The sequence below is a fragment of the Arthrobacter sp. GmRoot5-12 genome (assembly GCF_059739365.1).
Genome location: NZ_AP046056.1, coordinates 3,445,333 through 3,465,734 on the forward strand (window position 1 = coordinate 3,445,333; position 20,402 = coordinate 3,465,734).

13 protein-coding genes are annotated in these 20,402 nt (G+C 64.3%); 8 read left to right on the top strand and 5 right to left on the bottom strand.

Going from position 1 to position 20,402, the window contains the following annotated elements:
* Positions 1-18 precede the first annotated feature (18 nt).
* Positions 19-1,230, top strand: a complete 1,212-nt coding sequence (locus AC6JAM_RS15940; protein WP_223992112.1) for a winged helix-turn-helix domain-containing protein — start codon at positions 19-21, stop codon at positions 1,228-1,230.
* A 100-nt stretch (positions 1,231-1,330) separates the two neighbouring features.
* A complete protein-coding gene (secA, locus tag AC6JAM_RS15945; protein ID WP_223992111.1) occupies positions 1,331-4,072 on the top strand; it encodes a preprotein translocase subunit SecA in 2,742 nt (913 codons plus the stop codon).
* A 115-nt stretch (positions 4,073-4,187) separates the two neighbouring features.
* Here secA and AC6JAM_RS15950 read toward each other — a convergent pair whose 3' ends face one another.
* Both AC6JAM_RS15950 and AC6JAM_RS15955 read right to left on the bottom strand, forming a co-directional pair.
* Positions 4,188-4,691: an Rv3235 family protein gene (locus AC6JAM_RS15950; RefSeq protein WP_056388089.1), complete on the bottom strand. Its 504-nt coding sequence runs from the start codon at positions 4,689-4,691 to the stop codon at positions 4,188-4,190.
* 104 nt (positions 4,692-4,795) lie between these two features.
* Positions 4,796-5,698 carry a LysM peptidoglycan-binding domain-containing protein gene (locus AC6JAM_RS15955; RefSeq protein ID WP_223992110.1) on the bottom strand — a complete coding sequence of 301 codons (903 nt, stop codon included), beginning with the start codon at positions 5,696-5,698 and terminating at the stop codon, positions 4,796-4,798.
* A 139-nt stretch (positions 5,699-5,837) separates the two neighbouring features.
* Between AC6JAM_RS15955 and AC6JAM_RS15960 the strand changes: the two genes are divergently transcribed.
* Complete coding sequence (locus AC6JAM_RS15960) at positions 5,838-6,407, top strand: hypothetical protein (RefSeq protein ID WP_223992109.1); 570 nt, start codon at positions 5,838-5,840, stop codon at positions 6,405-6,407.
* 5 nt (positions 6,408-6,412) lie between these two features.
* Here the strand turns inward: AC6JAM_RS15960 and AC6JAM_RS15965 are convergent, their stop codons facing one another.
* Positions 6,413-6,628, bottom strand: a complete 216-nt coding sequence (locus AC6JAM_RS15965; protein WP_018768505.1) for a helix-turn-helix domain-containing protein — start codon at positions 6,626-6,628, stop codon at positions 6,413-6,415.
* A gap of 153 nt (positions 6,629-6,781) precedes the next feature.
* Between AC6JAM_RS15965 and AC6JAM_RS15970 the strand changes: the two genes are divergently transcribed.
* From AC6JAM_RS15970 to AC6JAM_RS15985, 4 genes are read left to right on the top strand one after another with little or no spacing between them, the layout of a single operon-like run.
* Entirely contained in the window at positions 6,782-7,423 is a 642-nt protein-coding gene (locus AC6JAM_RS15970) for a hypothetical protein (protein ID WP_223992108.1), read from the top strand.
* A complete protein-coding gene (locus AC6JAM_RS15975; RefSeq protein WP_497935239.1) occupies positions 7,420-8,724 on the top strand; it encodes a CpaE/TadZ family protein in 1,305 nt (434 codons plus the stop codon). Before AC6JAM_RS15970 ends, AC6JAM_RS15975 begins: the two co-directional genes overlap by 4 nt.
* A gap of 55 nt (positions 8,725-8,779) precedes the next feature.
* Positions 8,780-13,633 carry an NAD-glutamate dehydrogenase gene (locus AC6JAM_RS15980; protein ID WP_056388080.1) on the top strand — a complete coding sequence of 1,618 codons (4,854 nt, stop codon included), beginning with the start codon at positions 8,780-8,782 and terminating at the stop codon, positions 13,631-13,633.
* 27 nt (positions 13,634-13,660) lie between these two features.
* Positions 13,661-15,127 (top strand): sensor histidine kinase, encoded by a 1,467-nt coding sequence (locus AC6JAM_RS15985; RefSeq protein ID WP_018768501.1) that lies wholly within the window; start codon positions 13,661-13,663, stop codon positions 15,125-15,127.
* Between the two features lie 158 nt (positions 15,128-15,285).
* Here AC6JAM_RS15985 and AC6JAM_RS15990 read toward each other — a convergent pair whose 3' ends face one another.
* Positions 15,286-15,534 carry a WhiB family transcriptional regulator gene (locus tag AC6JAM_RS15990; protein ID WP_003804966.1) on the bottom strand — a complete coding sequence of 83 codons (249 nt, stop codon included), beginning with the start codon at positions 15,532-15,534 and terminating at the stop codon, positions 15,286-15,288.
* 325 nt (positions 15,535-15,859) lie between these two features.
* Here AC6JAM_RS15990 and AC6JAM_RS15995 point away from each other — a divergent pair, with 325 nt between their 5' ends.
* A complete protein-coding gene (locus AC6JAM_RS15995; RefSeq protein WP_497935971.1) occupies positions 15,860-16,252 on the top strand; it encodes a hypothetical protein in 393 nt (130 codons plus the stop codon).
* Between the two features lie 61 nt (positions 16,253-16,313).
* Here AC6JAM_RS15995 and AC6JAM_RS16000 read toward each other — a convergent pair whose 3' ends face one another.
* Entirely contained in the window at positions 16,314-20,399 is a 4,086-nt protein-coding gene (locus AC6JAM_RS16000; protein WP_497935240.1) for an FtsK/SpoIIIE domain-containing protein, read from the bottom strand.
* Positions 20,400-20,402: the final 3 nt, after the last annotated feature.

Consider the following 20,402-nt stretch of genomic DNA (forward strand, 5'->3'; position numbering starts at 1 on the left):
CCAGCAGAGAGGACTGAATTGTCAGCAACGCTGAGCCTTCACCAGGCACGGCGGATCGCATTGGCAGCGCAGGGACTCCATAAAGTACGGCCCACCGGCCCCGTGACAGCACGGGCGGTGGGCCGTACTTTTGCCCGCCTCCAACTCGTCCAGATCGACTCCGTGAACGTCCTGGTCCGCAGCCATTTCCTGCCCTTCTATTCCCGCCTTGGCAACTATGACCGGGACATCCTGCAGCGCATGTCTGCCAGCCACCCCCGCCGGATGCTGGAGTACTGGGCACACGAAGCGAGCTACATCCGGCCGGAGCATTACCAGGATCTGCTGCTGTGGCAAAAGCGCTCCTGGGTGGGCGCCTCCCGGCTGGATCCCGGGCTCCGCAACGACGTCGCAGACCGGATCCTGGCGGTCCTGGCCAGGTCCCGGCCCATGACGGCCTCCGAACTGACCGCCCGGATTGGCCACGTTGAGGAAAAACAGACAACCGACTGGGGGTGGAACTGGAACGCGGTGAAACGGGTCCTTGAACACCTCTTCGAAGAAGGGTTGGTATCGGCGGCCTCGAGGACCGGGCAATTCGAGCGCAGGTACACGCTGACAGCCAAAGTCCTCCCACGCCCTGCCGAAGCAGGAGGGGAAGTCGACCCAACAGCTGCGCTCCGCCGGCTGACCGAAGCGGCGGCCCGGGCGCATGGGATCGGAAGCATCCGCTGCTTCGCCGACTACTTCCGGACGCCCGTCAAGGCAACGGCGCTCGCCGTTGCGCACTTGGTGCAGCAGGGCAGGCTGGAACCGGTCAACGTGCCGGGGTGGGGGAGGGACGTGTTCCGGCATGTCGAGGCTGTACTGCCGCGGCGTGCCACCGGCCGGGCCCTGTTGAGCCCGTTTGATTCCATGGTCTTTGAACGCCGGCGCCTGCTGGAACTGTTCGGCTTCCATTACCGGATCGAGATCTACACCCCGGAGCCCAAACGGCGCTACGGCTATTACGTCCTGCCGTTCCTGCTGCGCGACAGGATGGTGGCCAGGGTTGACTTGAAGGCGGACCGGACGGGTGGCCGTCTGCTGGTGAGAGCCGCCTTTGCCGAGCCGGACGCACCCGCGGACACCGCCGTCGAACTCGCTGCCGAGCTGAGGCTGATGAGGCAGTGGCTTGGCCTGCCGGATGTGGAAGTGGGGCCGGCAGGAGACCTCGCTGCAAAGCTTGCCCATGAGCTGGCACGGCTGTAAGGAGTATCCGCTCTCAGGGAAAAGGGGGCACCGGCCGCGTGTCTCTCCCGTAGACTGAACACGCCAGAATTCGGCGGCATCAGACTGGGAGCATCTTCACGTGGCATCACTTATCGAAAAAATTCTCCGCACGGGTGACAAGAAAACACTCCGGCAGCTGCGGAACTATGCCGATTCCATCAACGCCCTCGAAGACTCATTCAAGACCTTTACCGACGCAGAGTTGCGTGAGGAGACTGACCGTCTCCGCGAACGCCACCAGGACGGTGAAAAGCTCGAAGACCTGCTTCCGGAGGCTTTTGCCGCCGTGCGCGAAGCGTCCTCGCGGACCCTGGGGATGCGCCACTTCGATGTCCAGCTGATGGGCGGCGCTGCCCTGCATTTGGGGAACATCGCTGAAATGAAAACCGGTGAAGGCAAGACCCTGGTGGCGACCGCTCCCGCCTACCTGAACGCCCTCACCGGCAAGGGTGTCCACGTGGTCACCGTCAACGATTACCTGGCCGAATACCAGTCCGAACTCATGGGCCGTGTCTACCGCTTCCTCGGCCTCACCAGCGGCGTCATCCTCGCCAACCAGGATCCTGCCGTGCGCCGCCAGCAGTACGCCGCGGACATCACCTATGGAACCAACAACGAGTTCGGGTTCGATTACCTGCGCGACAACATGGCCTGGGACCGGAACGAACTGGTCCAGCGCGGCCACAACTTCGCCATCGTCGACGAAGTCGACTCCATCCTTATCGATGAAGCGCGTACGCCGCTCATCATCTCCGGCCCTGCCCAGGGGGACACCAACCGCTGGTACAGCGAGTTCGCCAAAGTGGTGCTCCGGCTGCAGCCGGACAAAGACTACGAAGTCGATGAAAAGAAGCGCACCGTCGGCGTCCTGGAGAGCGGAATCGAAAAGGTCGAGGACTACCTTGGCATCTCCAACCTGTACGAATCCGCGAACACGCCGCTGATCGGGTTCCTGAATAACGCCATCAAGGCCAAGGAACTGTTCAAGCGGGACAAGGACTACGTCATCCTGGACGGTGAAGTCCTGATCGTTGACGAGCACACCGGCCGCATCCTGGCCGGGCGACGCTACAACGAAGGCATGCACCAGGCGATCGAGGCCAAGGAAGGCGTCGAGATCAAGGCGGAAAACCAGACCCTGGCCACAGTTACCCTGCAGAACTACTTCCGCATGTATGACAAGCTTTCCGGCATGACCGGCACCGCCGAGACTGAGGCGGCCGAGTTCATGAGCACCTACAAGCTCGGCGTGGTGGCCATCCCCACCAACCGGGACATGCAGCGGATAGACCAGCCGGACCTCGTGTTCAAGAATGAGGTTGTCAAGTTCGACGCCGTGGTGCGGGACATCGCCGAACGCCACGAAAAAGGCCAGCCTGTCCTCGTGGGCACCACCAGCGTGGAGAAGAGCGAGTACCTGTCCAAGCTGCTCGCCAAGGAAGGCATCCGGCACGAAGTCCTGAACGCCAAGAACCACGCCCGCGAAGCCGCCATTGTCGCCCAGGCGGGCCGGAAGGGCGCAGTCACCGTGGCCACCAACATGGCCGGCCGCGGCACCGACATCATGCTCGGGGGCAACGCGGAGTTCACCGCCGTGACCGAGCTTGCCAAGCGCGGGCTGGACCCCGAGGAGAACTCGGAAGAATACGAGGCAGCCTGGCCTGCGGCACTTGAAGCTGCCAAGCAGTCCGTGAAGGACGAACACGAGGAAGTCCTGGACCTCGGGGGCCTCTATGTCCTGGGCACCGAGCGCCATGAGTCACGCCGCATCGACAACCAGCTCCGCGGCCGTTCCGGCCGCCAGGGCGATCCCGGGGAATCCCGGTTCTACCTCTCGCTGACAGACGACCTTATGCGGCTCTTCAACTCGGGAGCCGCGGAACGGCTGATGAACAGCTCGGTCCCGGACGACGTCGCGCTCGAATCCAAGCTTGTCTCGCGTGCCATCGCGTCCGCGCAGGGCCAGGTGGAAGGCCGGAACGCCGAGCAGCGCAAGAACGTGCTGAAGTACGACGACGTCCTGAACCGTCAGCGTGAAGCGATTTACAGCGACCGCCGGCGCATCCTTGAGGGCGATGACCTGCACGAGAAGGTGCAGTTCTTCATCGAAGACACCATTACGGCGCTGATCGACGCCGCAACGGCGGAGGGGAACGGTGACGACTGGGACTTCCACCAGCTGTGGACCAACCTCAAGACGCTCTACCCGGTCAGCGTTTCGGCGGAAGACATCATCGAGGAAGCCGGGGGCAAGTCCAGGGTCACCGTGGAGCTGCTGAAGGAGGAAATCCTCTCTGACGCCCGCCTGGTGTACCAGGCCCGCGAGGAGGTCATCGGCTCCGAAAGCATGCGCGAGCTCGAGCGCAGGGTGGTCCTGTCCGTCATCGGCCGCAAATGGCAGGAACACCTCTACGAGATGGACTACCTGAAGGAAGGGATTGGCCTGCGCGCCATGGCACAGCGCGATCCGCTGGTGGAGTACCAGCGCGAGGGCTTCGCCATGTTCCAAAGCATGATGGAAGCCATCCGCGAGGAAAGCGTTGGATTCCTCTACAACCTTGAGGTGGAAGTAACCCCCGCCCAGGATGTAGTAGTACAGGATGCCGCCGGCGGGCATACCGAGCACGTTGACCCCCAGGTTCACGCCGCCGGCCTCGAAGCCCCCGAGAAGCCTGCGCAGCTGCAGTACACGGCTCCCTCGGAAAGTGGAGGAACCCAGACACGCGTGGAAACGCGCGGCGGAAGCGGTCGCTCCGGCAATCCTGCCAAGGCAGCTGCCCAGGATGCAGCCAAACGCCCCGCGAAAAAGAAGAAGCGCTAGCAGGACAGCTGCAGGTACCCGCCGGCGGCGGCAAACAGGGCAGGGACGGACGCGTCCCTGCCCTGTTTGCCGCCGCCTGTTCCGTACCACCGCACGCCCCAGGTATTTCGACGGGTCAGCCGATGACAAGCTCAACAACCCGCCACACCTGCTTGCTGCGCTCAAGCCGGACAGCTACGGCACGGGCCCGCACATCATCCACCACTACAGCACTGGCCTCATAGATTCCGTCGGCCACTTCACAGACCCGCACGGAGCGGACTGTTGAATTCCGGTGGAGCCGGGCCAATGCAGGATTGCCGGTCCTGGTGAGCTCGCGCCTGATCAGCGCTGCCCGGTGCTGCAGCGATGCCAGGCAGCGCGGATCCAGGCGCCGCGCCAACTGCTGGATGGGGCGGGTACCGGCCAGGACCTCCATGGAAGCCTGAACTGTCCCGCGGGTAATGGCCCTGACCTCCGCAGCCTCGCTAACTGGCCGCAGCGATGGAGGGGTTGCCCCGGTGGATTGGCCGGAGCGGGTTGGCGTCGACACAGGCAGCGGCTTTGCGGAACCGGCACCTCCCTGCCTGGACTCGGCGGCCGGACCTTCAACGGCCCGGATAGGTGTCACTGCGGTCATGGCGTTCCCCTTGGTTGGTGTGACTGGTGATTAGGCTTGCTTCTGGTTCGACGTGATGTTGGTGCTTTGACCGGTTATTGGTGCGACCGGGTCACTGGCAGCGGCTACGACGCTGCCGGCGCCTGGAGTATCTGGCCTGGAAGCAGGACATCCGGGCTTCCACCGATCAGTGCACGGTTCGCGGCGTACCAGCGCGGCCATTCAAGGGCGATGTCCACATCCGATGCCTCCGGGCCCAAATGGGTGGCTACGATGTCCCACAGCGTGTCGCCCGCGAGGACCGTCACTGCCTTTACAGGGCCACCCCTGCCATTGGCACCAGGGCCACTGCCGTCCCACTCCGCGGCGGTCCTGGTTTCCGGTGCGGCCAGCAGGCCGGGCTCCACCACAGGGGGAGCGGGCTGCCAACCGGGGTCGATCGGAGTGACGGTTGGCGGCGCAATGGAATTCGTTGCCGGCGACGGCCCTTCCTGGCCGGCTGGCGCTGCTGCAACCGGGAGAGGCGGGTTTTTGACGCGCACACCGCCCGGGCTGTCGCTGACCCTGGGCAGCGGACCATCTTGGGGAGCCGCCGGGTCTGACGGAGCCGACGACGCCACGTGTGCCTGTGTAGGCGTCCACTCGGGCCCGGGAGCGCTTAGGACCGCCGCATGTGCGGCGACACCTGACGCAAGTTGTATTGAGAGTGCCGCGACAACTGCCCTCCGCATGAAAGCGGGCGAGAGCCTCCGCGCGGCCGCTGCGGCCCGCCGTCGTCCCAGGCGTTCCAGCAGAACGGATGCCCCGGCGGTCAGGATCGAGACACCCCACCAGAGGAGAAGGCCAATGCCGGTGGCCGCTGTGGTCCCACCCAGGAGGAGGTCCACGGATTCGCCCTGGTGCCGGGCCATGGATTCCTGCCACTGGGACAACAGGCCCGTTCCGAGGAAGCAGAGCAGAATGCCGAGTACCAACAGGGCCAGGACCATGCAGGCATCCGACCATTGGATTTTGTCTCCCCGGCCCATTAGTACTCCTTTGATAGCGTTTAATGCTGTTTATTGATGTTTGAATCAGTTTGGACCGCGATCAAAGTATTTGTCCATACGTTGGAATGAAAAAGACGGCGCATTGACGGGCCGGACAGGGGGACCCTACGCTGGCGGAATGCGCTGGGATGCACTCTTCAATGACATGGAAAGCCAGCTTGCGGAGGCTGAGCGGCTGGCGCTGGACAGTGAGGTCAACGAGCGCGCGCGGGCAGAAATGGTGAGCCTGCCCCTTGAAGGCAGGTTGCGCGCCGCTGTTGGGTACCGGATCGGTGTTCAGCTCATCTGCGGCGAAACGGTGCACGGGGAACTGACGCATGCTGGAGCGGATGCACTGGTCCTGGATGAAGGCCAGCACCAGGTGCTCATCCCCTATGCGGCGGCGGCACGCTACGTTGGCCTGGGCAGGCACGTATTGGCGGAGACTTCACCGGTCCGCCGGTCGATCGGATTGGCGCATGCCCTGCGTGGCCTGGCGCGCGACCGGGCGGAGCTCTCGGTAACGATTGGTGGTGGAGCCGGGACCAGCAGGCTGGCAGGCGTGATCGACCGTGTTGGCAGGGACTACATCGACCTGGCCATGGTCAATACCGGGGAGCCCCGGAGGGGTCACAGTGTAGGCCAGGTTTCAGCAATACCTTTCACGGCCCTGGCCATGATCAGGTCATACAAACCCGGGGGGAGCTAGCGGCGTCAGACGGACTTCGAGCGCGATTCCTGGATCATGCGGCTGGCCTCGGCGTAGCGTTCCTCGATGTACTGCTCCAGCATCTTCTCTTCGACCCGCCATTGCCCGCGGCCACCCACCTGGATAGCCTTCAGCTCACCGCTGCGGACCAGGGCGTAGGCGGCAGGGGAATTGATCTGGAGCTGCTCCGCGACGTCGGCGAGTGTGAGGAACCTGGGCATGTATCCATTTTGCCATCAAGTGGCTCATTTTGTGGCTGTTATCCACAGATTGGCGCCATTTAGACAAATGACTTTTGTTCACCGGGCCATGCGGTAACAATGAGGAGTCCGGCCAGAGCGGACAGGTTCGGTATACCTGGGGGGGAGAACGGTATGGTTCCTGATTCAAGTGCAACTGCAGCGCGGCTTAAGCGTCCATCGTGGAAGGACCCCCGGCTGCTGGTTGGCGTTCTCCTGGTCCTGGTGTCCGTCGCCGGAGTCGTCTTCCTTGTCGGAAGTGCAGACCGCACCACCGAGGTCTACGCCGCACGGGACGGCATAGCCGTTGGTGAGCGCCTGACGCCCGACAATGTAGTCCGCGCCAAGGTCCGGCTGGGCGATGCCGAACAGCACTACATCACTGTCGAGGCCGGCCTGCCCCAGGACGTGGTCGCGTTGCAAAGAATCGCAAAAGACCAACTGGTTCCCAGGGCAAGCCTCGGTACGGTGGATCGGCTGGACCGGAAGCCCGTCGCCCTCAGCGTTGAGCCGACCTTGCCGTCACAGGCAGTTGCCGGTGCCCGCGTGGACGTCTGGGTGGCACAGCCGGATGCGAAGAATGGATTCAGCGAGCCCAGGCTGATCCTTCCCGGAGCGGAAATTGCAGAGGTCTCCACGGGATCCACCGCTCTTGGATCGTCAAAGACCACTGTGCTGATGGTCCTGGTGGAGGACAAGCAGATGCCTGCGTTGCTGGGGGCCCAGGCAAACGAGGCCAAGATCTCCGTGGTGTGGAATCCGGGCGGCGCCCGATGAACATTCCCGTTGTCACCGTCGGCCAGAGCCGCGAGGACCTGGTGGGCGGGCTCGAAAGACTCCACGGCCCGGTCACGGTGGTTCGCAGGTGCGCTGAACTTCCCGAACTGCTTGCTGCCTGCCAGAGCGGGCTGGCGAGGGCGGCAGTCGTGGCAGAGGGTTCAGAGGGGCTGACCGCGTCCCTGGTTGACCGTCTTGGAGCTGTTGGCGTGGCGATCGTCGCGCTGACCGATAACGCGGAGGAGGCAGCCAGACTCCGCACGATAGGTGTCGCTTCGGCGCTGTCCGGCGTTGAGTCCGCGGAGCTTTCGGACAGGATCGCGGACGCCGTCGCCCAGCTGACCGGCGCGCTTCGTCCGGCGAACCTCAGCGCGCCCGCCGATACCGCTGCTGCACTGGCAACGGATCCCGTTGTGCCGGCGGTGGACGAGGAGGGGCGCGGGGCCGGGCAGCTGATCGTTGTTTGGGGTCCCGCCGGATCTCCGGGACGTACAACGGTTGCTGTGAACATCGCCGGTGAGATGGCAGCCGACGGCCGGTCAGTCCTGCTGGTCGACGCCGACACGTACGGCGCCAGCGTGGCGGCAGTGCTGGGACTCCTGGATGAGTCAGCCGGGCTTGCCCAGGCGTGCAGGCTTGCAGACCAGGGCCTGCTGGACGCCGAGGCACTGCGGAAGGTGGCCGCCACGGTCGCCACCACTGCCGGGACGTTCCGGGTGCTGACCGGCATAACCCGGGCCGATCGGTGGACGGAACTCCGCGCCCCTGCCCTGGGACTGGTCCTTGAGCGGGCCCGGCAGATTGCCGATGTTGTGGTGGTGGACACCGGGTTTTGCCTTGAGGCGGATGAGGAACTGAGCTTTGACACCACGGCGCCTCGACGGAACGCGGCGACACTGCGTCCGCTGGAACTGGCGGACACTGTGTATGCCGTCGGCGCTGCTGATCCCGTGGGTGTTCCACGGCTGGTCCGTGCACTTGCCGAGCTGGAGGGCGCAGTCCCGCAGGCATCGCCCACAGTCGTAATGAACAAGGTGCGTTCGTCGTCCGTGGGAAGGACCCCCGAGCGCCAACTGCGGGATGCGTGGGAACGGTACGGCCCCGCGTCCAGCCTCAAGGCATTCCTGCCTTACGACCCTGTCGCCGCCGACGCCGCACTCCTGGCCGGATCACTGCTGCTCGAAGCGTCGCCCGAATCGACCCTCCGGCGCGCTATCCGGGACCTGGTTTGTGCACCCGACCAGCGAAAGTCCAAATCATCTGTATTTTCTTCCACACCGCGGCGAAGGGCAAAGGACTAGGCTCGCCATAAGAGCTGCAAAGGTGCGGCGAGAATCTCTGATGGAGGCGTTGTCGATGTCGTCTGGATCCAGTGTGGAGGACCAGCCCCTCTCCATTGAAAGCCTTGAAGGCTTCATGGGGGACTACTACCAGCACCTGGCTGAGGAGGATGCCCGAAGCTACCCCCGCGACGTACTGGAGTCCCGGGCCGAGGAACACCGCCGGACAGCATCAGTACGGCAGCCCGGGCAGGCGAAGATCTCGATCATCGACGAAGAGGACAGCAGCGTCATCTTTGTCGTCACCGACGACATGCCGTTTCTTGTCGACTCCGTGAACTCAGAACTGGTCAGGCAGCACGCCGCCATCAAGCTTGTGGTCCACCCGCTTTTCGTGGCCACCAGGAACCGGGAAACGGGCGAACTGGTCAAGGTGAACAGGGTCCCCGCGCACTTGGGCATATCAAGTGGGGATACCGCGGCAATGCCAAACCTCTCCCACCTCATCGCGCAGGGTGAGAACGCGTCGCACATGGAGTCGTGGATCGCCGTCGAAATCCAACGCGTCTCCGACGACGTGAAGGCGTCCCTGCTCGCCGGCCTGACCCGCGTGCTGAAAGATGTGCGCGCCGCCGTCGAAGACTGGCCCAAAATGCGCCAAAAGGCCCTGGAAATCGCCGAAAGCCTGGACCGGGTGGCCAATCCCGCCCAGATTGCCGAACTGCGGCAGGCCAAGGACTTGCTGCGGTGGCTTGACGAAGGGAACTTCACGTTCCTCGGCTACCGTGAGTACGACCTTCTCAACGTGGACGGCGAAGACGTCCTCGAACTGCGCGAGGACAGCGGCCTCGGGCTGCTGCGCGCGGCCGCCGACTCCCCGCACATCCAGCACCTCACTGATACCGGCCGTAAGAAGGCCCGCGAAAAGCGTGCACTGGTCATCACGAAGGCCAATTCACGGTCCACCGTCCACCGCTCGGCCTACCTGGACTACATCGGCATCAAAAGCTTCGACGCCGCGGGCAACGTCAACGGGGAGCGCCGTTTCATCGGTCTTTTCGCCACCAGCGCCTACGCCGGCTCCGTCCGCGATATTCCCATTGTCCGGGAGAAAGTGGATGCCGTGCTGCAGAGCGCGGGTTTCCCGCCGGACTCGCACTCGGGCAAGGACCTCCTGGGAATCCTCGAAACCTACCCCCGGGATGAACTTTTCCAGATCGAAATTCCCGACCTTGCCGCCACCGCGCTGGGAATCCAGAAGCTGCAGGAACGGCGGCGTACCCGCCTGTTCCTGAGGCCGGACATCTACGGCCGGTTCATGTCCGCCGTCGTTTACCTGCCGCGCGACCGTTACACCACCAACGTCCGGCTTCGCATAGAACAGGAACTGCGGGAAACGTTCCAGGCGGTCTCGATTGATTACGAAGCCCGTATGACGGAGTCCGCCCTCGCCAGGCTGTTCTTCCGTATTCGGCTGCCCAAGGATGCCGACGTCAGCCACGTCAACAGCGATGAGCTGGAAAAGCGGCTGGTCCGGGCCGCAAGGTCATGGAGTGAAGGCATCGCGGAAGTCCTGCGTGAAGGGCGGGATGCGACCGAAGCCAAGGAACTCGCCGCTGTCTGGGCCGAAGCGTTCCCGGCCAGCTACCGCGTGGACTACGAAGTAGAGGACGCGCTTGAGGACATTGCGCGTTTCGAAAAGTACGGGGCCGCCGCGGAGCGGAGCACCGGCGCGCGGCAGGAACGGCCGGGCGTCCACGTGTACCTTCCAGAAGGGGCCGGCGCCACCCTGGAAGAGGATGCAAGGGTCAAGCTCTACATGTTGGAGCCCAAGAGCCTGAGCCAGATTTTGCCGTACTTCCATAATCTCGGACTCGAGGTCCTGGATGAACGGCCGTTTGAAATCGAAACAGCAGACCACCGCGACTTCTTCCTGTACGACCTGGGTTTGAAATACCCGGCCGGCGTGGACCCGATGTCAACCGGAGAGCTTCTCGCGGAATCCTTCGGGGCGGCTGTCACCGGCGCTGCGGAATCGGACAGCTTTGACCGGCTGGTGCTGAGGGAGGGCCTGCACTGGCGGCAGATCACCGTACTGCGCGCCTATGCCCGTTACATGCGCCAGATGGGCAACAGCAGCTCCTTCGGCTTCATGGCGGACACGCTCCTCGCGAACCCCAACGTGACAAGGGGCCTCACGGCGCTCTTTGCCGCCCGCTTTGACCCGGCCTTGACTGACGGAGACCGGTCCGAGGCACAGGCCTCCGTGGGACGGGACCTGGCAGCATCCATCGAAAAGGTGGCAACGCTGGACGCCGACCGCGTGCTGCGCACCTTCGTCAACCTCATTGAGGCCACGCTTCGCACCAACTTCTACCAGGACAAGCCGCACCTGAGCTTCAAGCTGGATCCCGCGCGGATCGAAGGACTGCCCTTCCCGCGGCCCATGTTTGAAATTTGGGTTTACTCCCCACGAGTTGAGGGTGTGCACCTTCGGTTCGGCAAGGTGGCGCGTGGCGGACTGCGCTGGTCTGACCGGCGGGAGGATTTCCGGACGGAGGTCCTGGGCCTGGTGAAGGCGCAGACGGTCAAGAACGCCGTCATCGTGCCAACCGGTGCCAAGGGCGGCTTCTTCGCCAAGCAGCTTCCCGATCCCGCCACGGACCGCGCCGCCTGGATGGCCGAGGGCGTCGAAAGCTACAAGACGTTCATCCGTGGGCTGCTGGATCTAACTGACAACCTTCTCACGGAAGGCGGCGGCGAACGGCTCGTGCCGCCGTCGAACGTTGTCAGGCATGACGACGACGACTCCTACCTGGTGGTCGCGGCGGACAAGGGAACGGCTACTTTCTCAGACATTGCCAACAGCCTTTCCGCGGAGTACGGCTTCTGGCTTGGCGACGCCTTCGCCTCCGGCGGCTCCGTGGGGTACGACCACAAGGCCATGGGCATCACGGCCCGCGGCGCCTGGGAATCGGTCAAGCGGCACTTCAGCGAGCTGGACCTGGATACCCAGACCGAGCCGTTCACGGTGGTGGGTGTGGGGGACATGTCCGGTGACGTGTTTGGCAATGGGATGCTCCTGTCCCGGCACATCCGCCTGCTGGCTGCCTTCGACCACCGGCACATCTTCCTGGACCCGGAGCCGGACGAGGAGTCCTCGTTTGCGGAGCGGCAGAGACTTTTCGAGCTGCCCCGGTCCTCGTGGGACGACTACGACAAGTCGCTGATCAGTGAAGGCGGCGGGGTCTTCGCCCGGCAGGCCAAGTCCATTCCCGTGTCCACGCAGGTTCGGACCGCGCTGGGGCTCCCGGCGGACACCACTGAACTCAGCCCTCCCGAGCTGCTGCGTGCCATCCTGCTGGCGCCTGCCGACCTTCTTTACAACGGCGGTATCGGTACCTACGTCAAGGCGAGTTCCGAATCCAACGCATCCGTGGGGGACAAAGCCAACGATGCCATCCGCGTCAACGGCCGGGACCTGCGCGTCAAGGTGGTGGGTGAAGGCGGAAACCTGGGCATGACCCAGCGCGGACGTATCGAGGCAGCGTTGCAGGGCGTCATTCTCAACACGGACGCGATCGACAACTCCGCCGGCGTGGACTGCTCGGACCACGAAGTGAACATCAAGATCTTCGTTGACCGGATGGTTGCGGCTGGCAAACTGCCGGCCGGTGAGCGGGCCGACTTCCTCGCCTCCATGACCGATGAGGTGGGCCGGCTGGTCCTCGAAGACAATATCGACCAGAACATCCTGCTGCTGAACGACAGGACCCGCGTCGCGGAGTGGAGCCCGAGCTACGAGCGGCTCATGGACTGGCTGGAGAAGAGCGCCGACTTGAATCGCGACCTGGAAGCGCTGCCCAGCACGGCAATGCTCCGGGACCGGCTGCAGCAAGGCCAGGGCCTGACTTCTCCCGAGCTTTCGGTGCTGGCCGCCTACGCCAAGATCGAGCTTGCATCGGCGCTGCGGGACAGCGACCTTGCCGATGACCCGTGGTTCCGGCAGACGTTGCGTTCCTACTTCCCGCACCAGGTGCGGGAACGCTTCGATGCGGAACTGGACACCCACCCCCTGCGCCGCGAGATTATCGCCACCGTGGTGGCGAACGACATGATCAACCTGGGCGGCATCACCTTCGCCTTCCGCGTCATGGAGGAAACCTCGGCCAGTGAAGTGGCCGTGGCCAAGGCATTCGTGGCGCTGCGCGAGGTGTACGAACTGGATGCGATGGTGGGCGAGCTGAACAGCCTGCCTGCCTCGTTCCCCACGGAGCACTGGAGCACCGTCCACCTGGACATCCGCCGGCTTCTGGACCGTGCGGTCCGGTGGCTGCTGAGCCAGGAGAGCGTTTCACGCCCCATCGCAGACGTGGTGGCCGAGTTCAAGCCGCTCATGGATCCCATGCGGGCCCGGCTGCTGGACTACCTGCGCGGCGACGACCGCGAGCGGGTGGCGGAATGGCTGGCGAAGGGCCGCGAGTGGCAACTGCCCGAAGGCCTTGCCCTGCGCTGGGCAGAACTGTTCGAGAGCTTCGTGCTGCTGGACATCGCAAAGATCGCCCGGACCCGGAAAGACCCGGTGGAGCAGATCGCCGCCGTCTACTACACGGTGTTCAACCGGTTCCATGCCGACTCGCTGCTGGAGCGGATCAGCAGCCTGCCCCGACAGGACCGGTGGCAGGCGCTGGCAAGGGCTGCCCTGCGCGACGATCTGTACTCAACGGTGTCGGACATGACGACGGCGGTGCTGGACGCTACGTCTGCCGCCGACGCCCCCGATGCACGGCTCAAGGACTGGGAGGCACAAAATGCCGAGCAGCTGGGCAGGGCAAAGAGCATGTTCGACGAGGTGAATGCACTCGAGGCCGACGACATGGCCTCGCTGTCGGTAGCATTGAGGCTCTTGAGGTCAATCGTCCGACGCTAGCAATCCGGCGTCGCAAATGGAGGTGCAGTGGCAATCTTTACGGACCCTATCAGGGAACATGCTGATTTCGGGCCGGGCGATGCCGAATGGCTGCACCTCCTGGTGGGGGACTGGCAGATGGTCGCGGACTTGGCGTTCGCCGACCTGGCGCTCTGGTTCCCCCACCCGGAGCTTGGCTACATCGCTTTGGCGCACGTACGCCCGTCCACCACGCACACGGCGTTCCACAGCGACTTCGTCGGCGAGGGAATCCGGTCAGACCTGCAACCGCTCGTGGACAAAGCCTGGAACTCCCGGTCCATTGAGCGCTCCAGCGAGACGAACTGGAACAGCGAGATGGCGCTGCGGGTGGAGGCCGTCCCCATGGTCCGCAACGGCCGGACCCTTGCGGTAGTCACCACTCATATGGACCTCTCCAGTTCACGCATGCCGTCACGGCTGGAGTTGACCTACCGCCAGTGCGCCTACGACCTCCTGCGGATGGGCACGCTTGGGTTGTGGCCCGACTTCGCCTCACCTACCGGCTCCCGCCGGGGCGCGCCCCGCGTAGGGGACGGCCTCATCCGGCTGGATGCCGATGGCGTGGTCCAGTACGCCAGTCCCAACGGAGTGTCGGCCTTCCGGCGCCTGGGTGACGGCGAATCCCTGGAAGGGCGCTCGCTCGCCGAAGTCACCGCCGGCCTGCTCAAGGACCGGCGCATGGTCGATGAGACCCTGCCGCTGGTTGTCACCGGACGCATGCCATGGCGCAGCGAGATCGAGTCCCGCGGGGTCAGCCTGTCCCTGCGGGCCATTCCGCTCCGGGACGAACAGCAGCGGTTCGGCGCCCTGGTTCTCTGCCGTGACGTCTCCGAGTTGCGCCGACGCGAAATGGAGCTGGTGACCAAGGACGCCACCATCCGGGAGATCCACCACCGGGTCAAGAACAATCTCCAGACCGTGGCTGCGCTCTTGCGGATGCAGTCCAGGCGCATGGTCAGCGATGAGGCGAAGCAGGGCCTGGAGCAGGCGATGCGGCGCGTTGCCACGATCGCGCTGGTCCACGAGACATTGTCGCAGGGCCTGACGCAAAGTGTTGATTTCGACGAACTGATCGGGCGCCAGTTCCGGCTGTCTGCTGAGGTGGCCTCCCCGTCGCAGCAGGTCCGGACCGAACGGTCAGGGACCTTCGGTGAACTTCCCAGCGATCTTGCCACCCCGCTGGCCCTCGTCATCAACGAACTGGTGACCAACGCTGTGGAGCATGGCCTTGAAGGAAGGGCAGGAACAGTCTGGCTTGTTGCCGACCGGTCCGAAGGGGACGACGGCGAAGAACTGACTGTGACCATCGCCGATGACGGGGTGGGGCTTCCGCAGACTCCGCACGTTGAGGGGCTCGGGCTTCAGATCGTGCGCACGCTTGTCACCAGCGAGTTGGGCGGGACCATCACGTGGGAGCGCCGCGAGGGCGGCGGGACTGAGGTCAAGATCCGGCTCAGCCTGGCCGGGAAGTAGGGGGTGCCGGTCCGGCCACAGATCCAAGGCCGGACGGTGAGTAATACAGACACCGTAGAACAGACAGAGGCCCCTGGACGATCCATGTGGATTGTCCAGGGGCCTCTATTCTGCGGTTGCTAGGTCAGATGCTGACAGGCCTGCGGTGCCGTGCCTTCCTAGGAGGCGCGACGTGCGCGGGCGGCGCGCCGTTTAAGCGCGCGGCGCTCGTCTTCGCTCATGCCGCCCCATACGCCGGCGTCCTGGCCGGACTCGAGGGCCCACTGCAGGCAGGTGTCTACGACAGGGCACCGGCGGCAGACGCTCTTGGCTTCCTCGATCTGCAGGAGGGCAGGTCCTGTGTTCCCAACGGGGAAAAACAGTTCCGGGTCCTTGTCAAGGCACGCTGCGCGGTTACGCCAATCCATGCTGATCAGTTGCTCCATTTCTGGGAAATGCCTTTGTGAAATTATTCACTAGTGGCTACAAAGGAAAGGGGCCCTCAGGGCCCCCTTGGTCATCTGCATCAAGCCTGTCATGTTAACGCTGTGTAAACAAGGGGTAAGAACGCTTGATATCCGCTGAAACCTGAGCGATGCATCACAGTGTCGGCTCCCGCCCTCACCAGTGTCCGACTATGTCCGGTAGGGTGCCAGTGTGTCAAGACCCCCGGTAAACCCAGCAGGCGCCCCCTCTTCTCCTGATGAGCCCCGTGACGGTGCTGACCCTTCGGCCGGCGATCGTCCGGCAACCGTGCCGGCCGCGGCCAAGGTGGTGGCCATTGTGACTGCTGCAGAGGCGACGGCTTTGCTGGCAGCCGCCGGGTGGTACGCCTACGAGCTGCTCAGCGGGAGCCCCGTGCTGTCCTTCTGGGGTGCCGTCTTCACCTTGGGGCTCCTGCTTGCTTTCTCCGCGTGGCTGTTTGCCGTGTCCGTCTTTTTGTACAGGGGCTACCGCTGGACCCGGGCGGCCGCATTGGTGGCCCAACTGTTCGTCCTGACCATAGGCGTACCTGCCATAACCAGCGGCCTGGTCCTTGCCGGGTTGGCGATGCTGGTACCCGCTCTTATCGCCATCGTCCTCCTGTTCTCCAACAACGTGATCAACCATGCCTCCCGAACCGGAAGTGCTCCGCCCGCACTTTGACCTGCAGCGCGGGGCCTGGCCGCCTCTCCGCGGGACGGCGTTCGACGGGCAACCGGCATGCTCAGCCTGTCGCGCCCGCCCAGGCCACCTGAACGGGGCAGGACCGCCCGCCGGAGATGAGGACGCCACGCCCCGGCGGAGCGTTGGACTCAACTTCGAACCTGATCCCAAACAGGTCGCCATCCGCCAGGGAACGTGGCCCCAGCAGAAGTCCGGCGCCGGCGCCCCTTGCGTTCATGACCAGCGGAACGCGTTGGAAAAGCAGTGGGCTGAAGGCAGCAGTGACCATCAGGGAGTGGCCCAAAGCGGCCAGCTGCTCCAGAGCCCTCAACGCCGGAAGGGCCAGCAGATCAACGTCGTCAACCAGCAGTACGGTCTCCCGCGAAAGCCCCCCGCTCTCCGCCTGCATAAGCACGTCCCGCCAAAAATCTTCTGCGCCTTCTGCCGGTACCGGACACGTGCACCACTGCTGTCCCGGGTTGAGTGCTGCCAGCGCGAGCAGGGTATTGCTTTTGCCGCTTCCCGGGTTGCCAAGAATGGCGGTGACTCCGCTGCCAGGCATCCGCAAGGACGCCGGAGCGGGTTCGTCTCCGGCTACGCCCAGGATGACGTTGCGTGACCGGCGGGGCGGTTCCGATAGTTCGGAGCAGTGCGTACCGCCAGGCGGGTCCTGGTCTGGGGACCGCAGGGCTCGCTGGGGTGTCCCCGCCGCCGACATGACCGCTGCGACCTGCCGGACCGTGATTTTCGCGGGGAGGGGTTCAATGCGGAATGGAGTCGATGCGGCTGGCGGATATCCGGCGCCTCTCCGGCCTGTGCCAGCCTGCAGATCGGGGGTGCGGTAGAACTGGCAGGCAACGGGGTTGCCGCCCGAGACAGGGCCGAAGGCTACAGCCCTGCCCTTGACGGCCGGAACGGCAGGCATCCGCGGCCACAGGGCGCGGTTCTCCCCGGTGGAGCAGGCTGGAAAAAAGAAACGATTGGGAAGCGCACCAAAGAACCTGGCGGTGACAAGCTCCCGCTCCCCATGGACCAGGAGCGTTATCCCTGCCCTGGCGCCGTCGCGCACGAGGTCCAGAACCAGATCTTCCGCCCAGGCCAGCGGTCCGGACCGGAATGCCGAAACCCAGGATCCCCAGCCGATGATGACGAGGACGAGAGGTACCGGATTGGAGGCGGGTTGACTCAACCGCTGCCCCAGTTCACGGACGAGCCGCTCCAGGATGCGCACTCCACGCCGCAGATCGTGCAAGGCGGCGTGGGCGCCCACCCGTGCTTCACCTGCCAGCGGGCAAAGACTCCCGTCCGCGTCCAGGACATAGAAATGGGCTCCATCAGGACTGGCCATTAGTTCATGGACAGTCAATTCCAGTGCCGATCCGGCCCCGGAAGTTGGACTGCCAATGAAGGCTGCGTGACCGTGCTTGGCATGGCTCCACAGAAGGGGCTGAAGTTCTTGTTGCTCGGGAACATCCATCAGGCCGAGGCAGATCTGGCCCGCCACAGCCACGGGTTCCAGGGCCAGTGAGTCAGCGGTTCCCGAATCCGAGGATGGCGCGTTCGGGTCGGGCTTTTCCAGTTCAGTCGGCAGTGGAGGTGCGACAGGCCTTCTCGGTGCTGGTTTCTGCTGGGCAGCGCACAGGCTCCTCACCAAGGCTGCCAGCGGTTCCACTGCCTGTGCGGGGGTGGGTGCAGGGGCTCGTCTGTCGCCTGGTTCGGCTGCCTGGCAGGCGAGATAGTCCATTGTCCGCTGGACAGACACGGCACTTGGCTGTTTGCGATCGGAGACTGACGACAGGGACGCGGCCTGGAACTCCTCGGCCGGCTCCGTTCCGCGCGCCAGGAAGGCGCGGCCGGGGGTATTAACACTGATGGCCGAAGCGTCCCTGGAATTGACGATGTCGACAGATTCCATGTCGGACTGCACGCGAAGTGCAATGTTCGAGGTGACGTTTGCACGGATGTCAGCTGTCAACGCTCCCTGCGGCCTCTGAGTGGCCATGATCAAGTGGATGCCCAGTGACCGTCCGATCGATGCTATCCGCAGCAGCTCACGAAGAACTTCCGGCGCGTCGTCAACCAGCATCCTGAACTCATCGATGACGATGACGAGGTGGGGGAGCACAAAATCCTTGGCCGCCGGTGCGGAGCGGTACGTGGAGACGTCAGGGACGCGGGCCGCGGCGAGGCAGCTCTCCCGCAGCCTCACTTCGGCGCGAAGCGATGTCAGTGTCCGCTCCATCTCGGAATCGGAAAGATCCGTCTGCAGTCCCACGCAATGAAAGAGCCCGCTGAGCGGACCAAGACCTGAACCGCCCTTGAAATCGATGAAGAAGAAGTTGACCCGGTCCGGCGGATAGGACAAGGCCAGCGCCAGGGCCATGCTCCGGAGCAGTTCCGACTTCCCTGAGCCTGTGGTGCCTGCCACCACGAGGTGCGGACCGTCGGCCAGGAGGTCGAAGGTCTTCGTTCCCGACCTGCAAACGCCCAAGGGTACGGGCAATCCGATGTTTCGGGCGCTGCAGTCCCATCTGCTTGCGGTAGCCGCGAGCGTCAGTGGCAGGACTTCGTCAAGGCTGCAGGAAGCGGGAACGGTCTTGGCCTGTTCCTTGTCACGAATCAGGGCACCGGCGAGGTGCCGGCAGAAAGCGGTAAAGACTTCGTCCGGGACCAGGTCAGGGACAAACACAGTACCGCGGTGGTTCTGCACCACGGTTGATGCGCGCTCGGACAGGAGGACGTCAGGTGCAGGCCAATCGCCGTCGTCAGGCAGGAAGTGAAGAACCTGCCACCCCCGCTGGAGCGCTGCTTCCCGGAGCGACTTTTCCACCACCGCTCCGGAGTTATCCCCCCGGATCAAAAGGACTCCCCGCCCGCAGCCCTGTTGCTCGCTGCCGTCCACTGCATTAAGGGCGGCGGACAGTGTTGCAGTGAGCGTCACTCTGCTGAGATACCGGGCTGCGAGGGGTAGGGCTTCCGGCAGCCCGTGGACGACGACATTCATCGTGCCCGTGCGCGGGTATGCCGCAAGTTGCATGAGAAGGGAGCGGAGGGTGCCATCGGTGGCAAAGCGCGGGCCGCCCAGGGTGGTGAGCGGGACGTCCGGGTCCAGAACGACGGGGACGATTCCTGCCCGTGGGATGGTCGCGGCAGCACCGGGCGGTTCAATCCTGACATTGGCCGGCTGTTCTGCCTGTCCCAGCCGCAGCCACACCCCGTCGCCGGGGGAATCCGGGCTGGACGTCCCTTCAGTCCGCCGGGCCGCAAGAGCAACGATGGACAGGGAAGGGGCGCACCGTCGTCGGCGTTCCCTGTCATCTTCAACAGCCGACTTCAGGGCCGCGGACAGGTCCCGCCTGTGCCGCCGTCCGCTGACCGCGGGCACCAGGACCGAAAACACCGAAACCGCGGAAAAGGCCAGAAACATCCACATGCCGGTGAGAAAGGCCAGCAGTACCCCAAGTGCCAGTGGGAGAATCGCGGTCAGAAGGAGTGCCGCGCGGTTTCCTGGATCAGGACGGCGGGACACCACGATAGGTTCCGCCACCGACTTTCCTGCTTCCGAGAGGACTCTATGGGGCACATCTGCAAACACCAGCGATAGGTTCGATTGACCGCACCTGATGGTTGAGTCCGTTGAGATAACCGTGTTCCGTATCCTTTGGCCGTCGACATACGTCCCGTTGGCGCTGTCCAGGTCAACCAATATGATCTCCGTGTCAGTGACCACCACACTGGCATGTTCACGGGACAACTCCGGGTCCGGGATGACAATCCGTGTGCCGCTTCGACCGATGGTGTAGGTGCCACGCCGTAATGGCACAACGGTTCCCGCTGCTGCTCCGCTGTCGATGGCGAGGACCAGGGGAGGGACGGCATCGGCAATTGGCGGGCGCCGTGGCCGCCTGCTCGAAGGTGGGGTGCCGCCGTCGACAAGGATTGCCGCCTCTACGAGCGGCGGCACGCCGAGGACCAGGGAACGCAGATCCTGCCCGTCCACTCTGACTGAGCCCGCACCGTACTTCCGGACCAACTGTTCGTGAATGACGTACCCTGCCGTGCCGGCCGGTGCATCAATGGACAGTTCCACGGGTGGCTGGGGACGCGGTGATCCCGGTCCGCCCACCAGAGTGCAATTAAGCGTCATGGG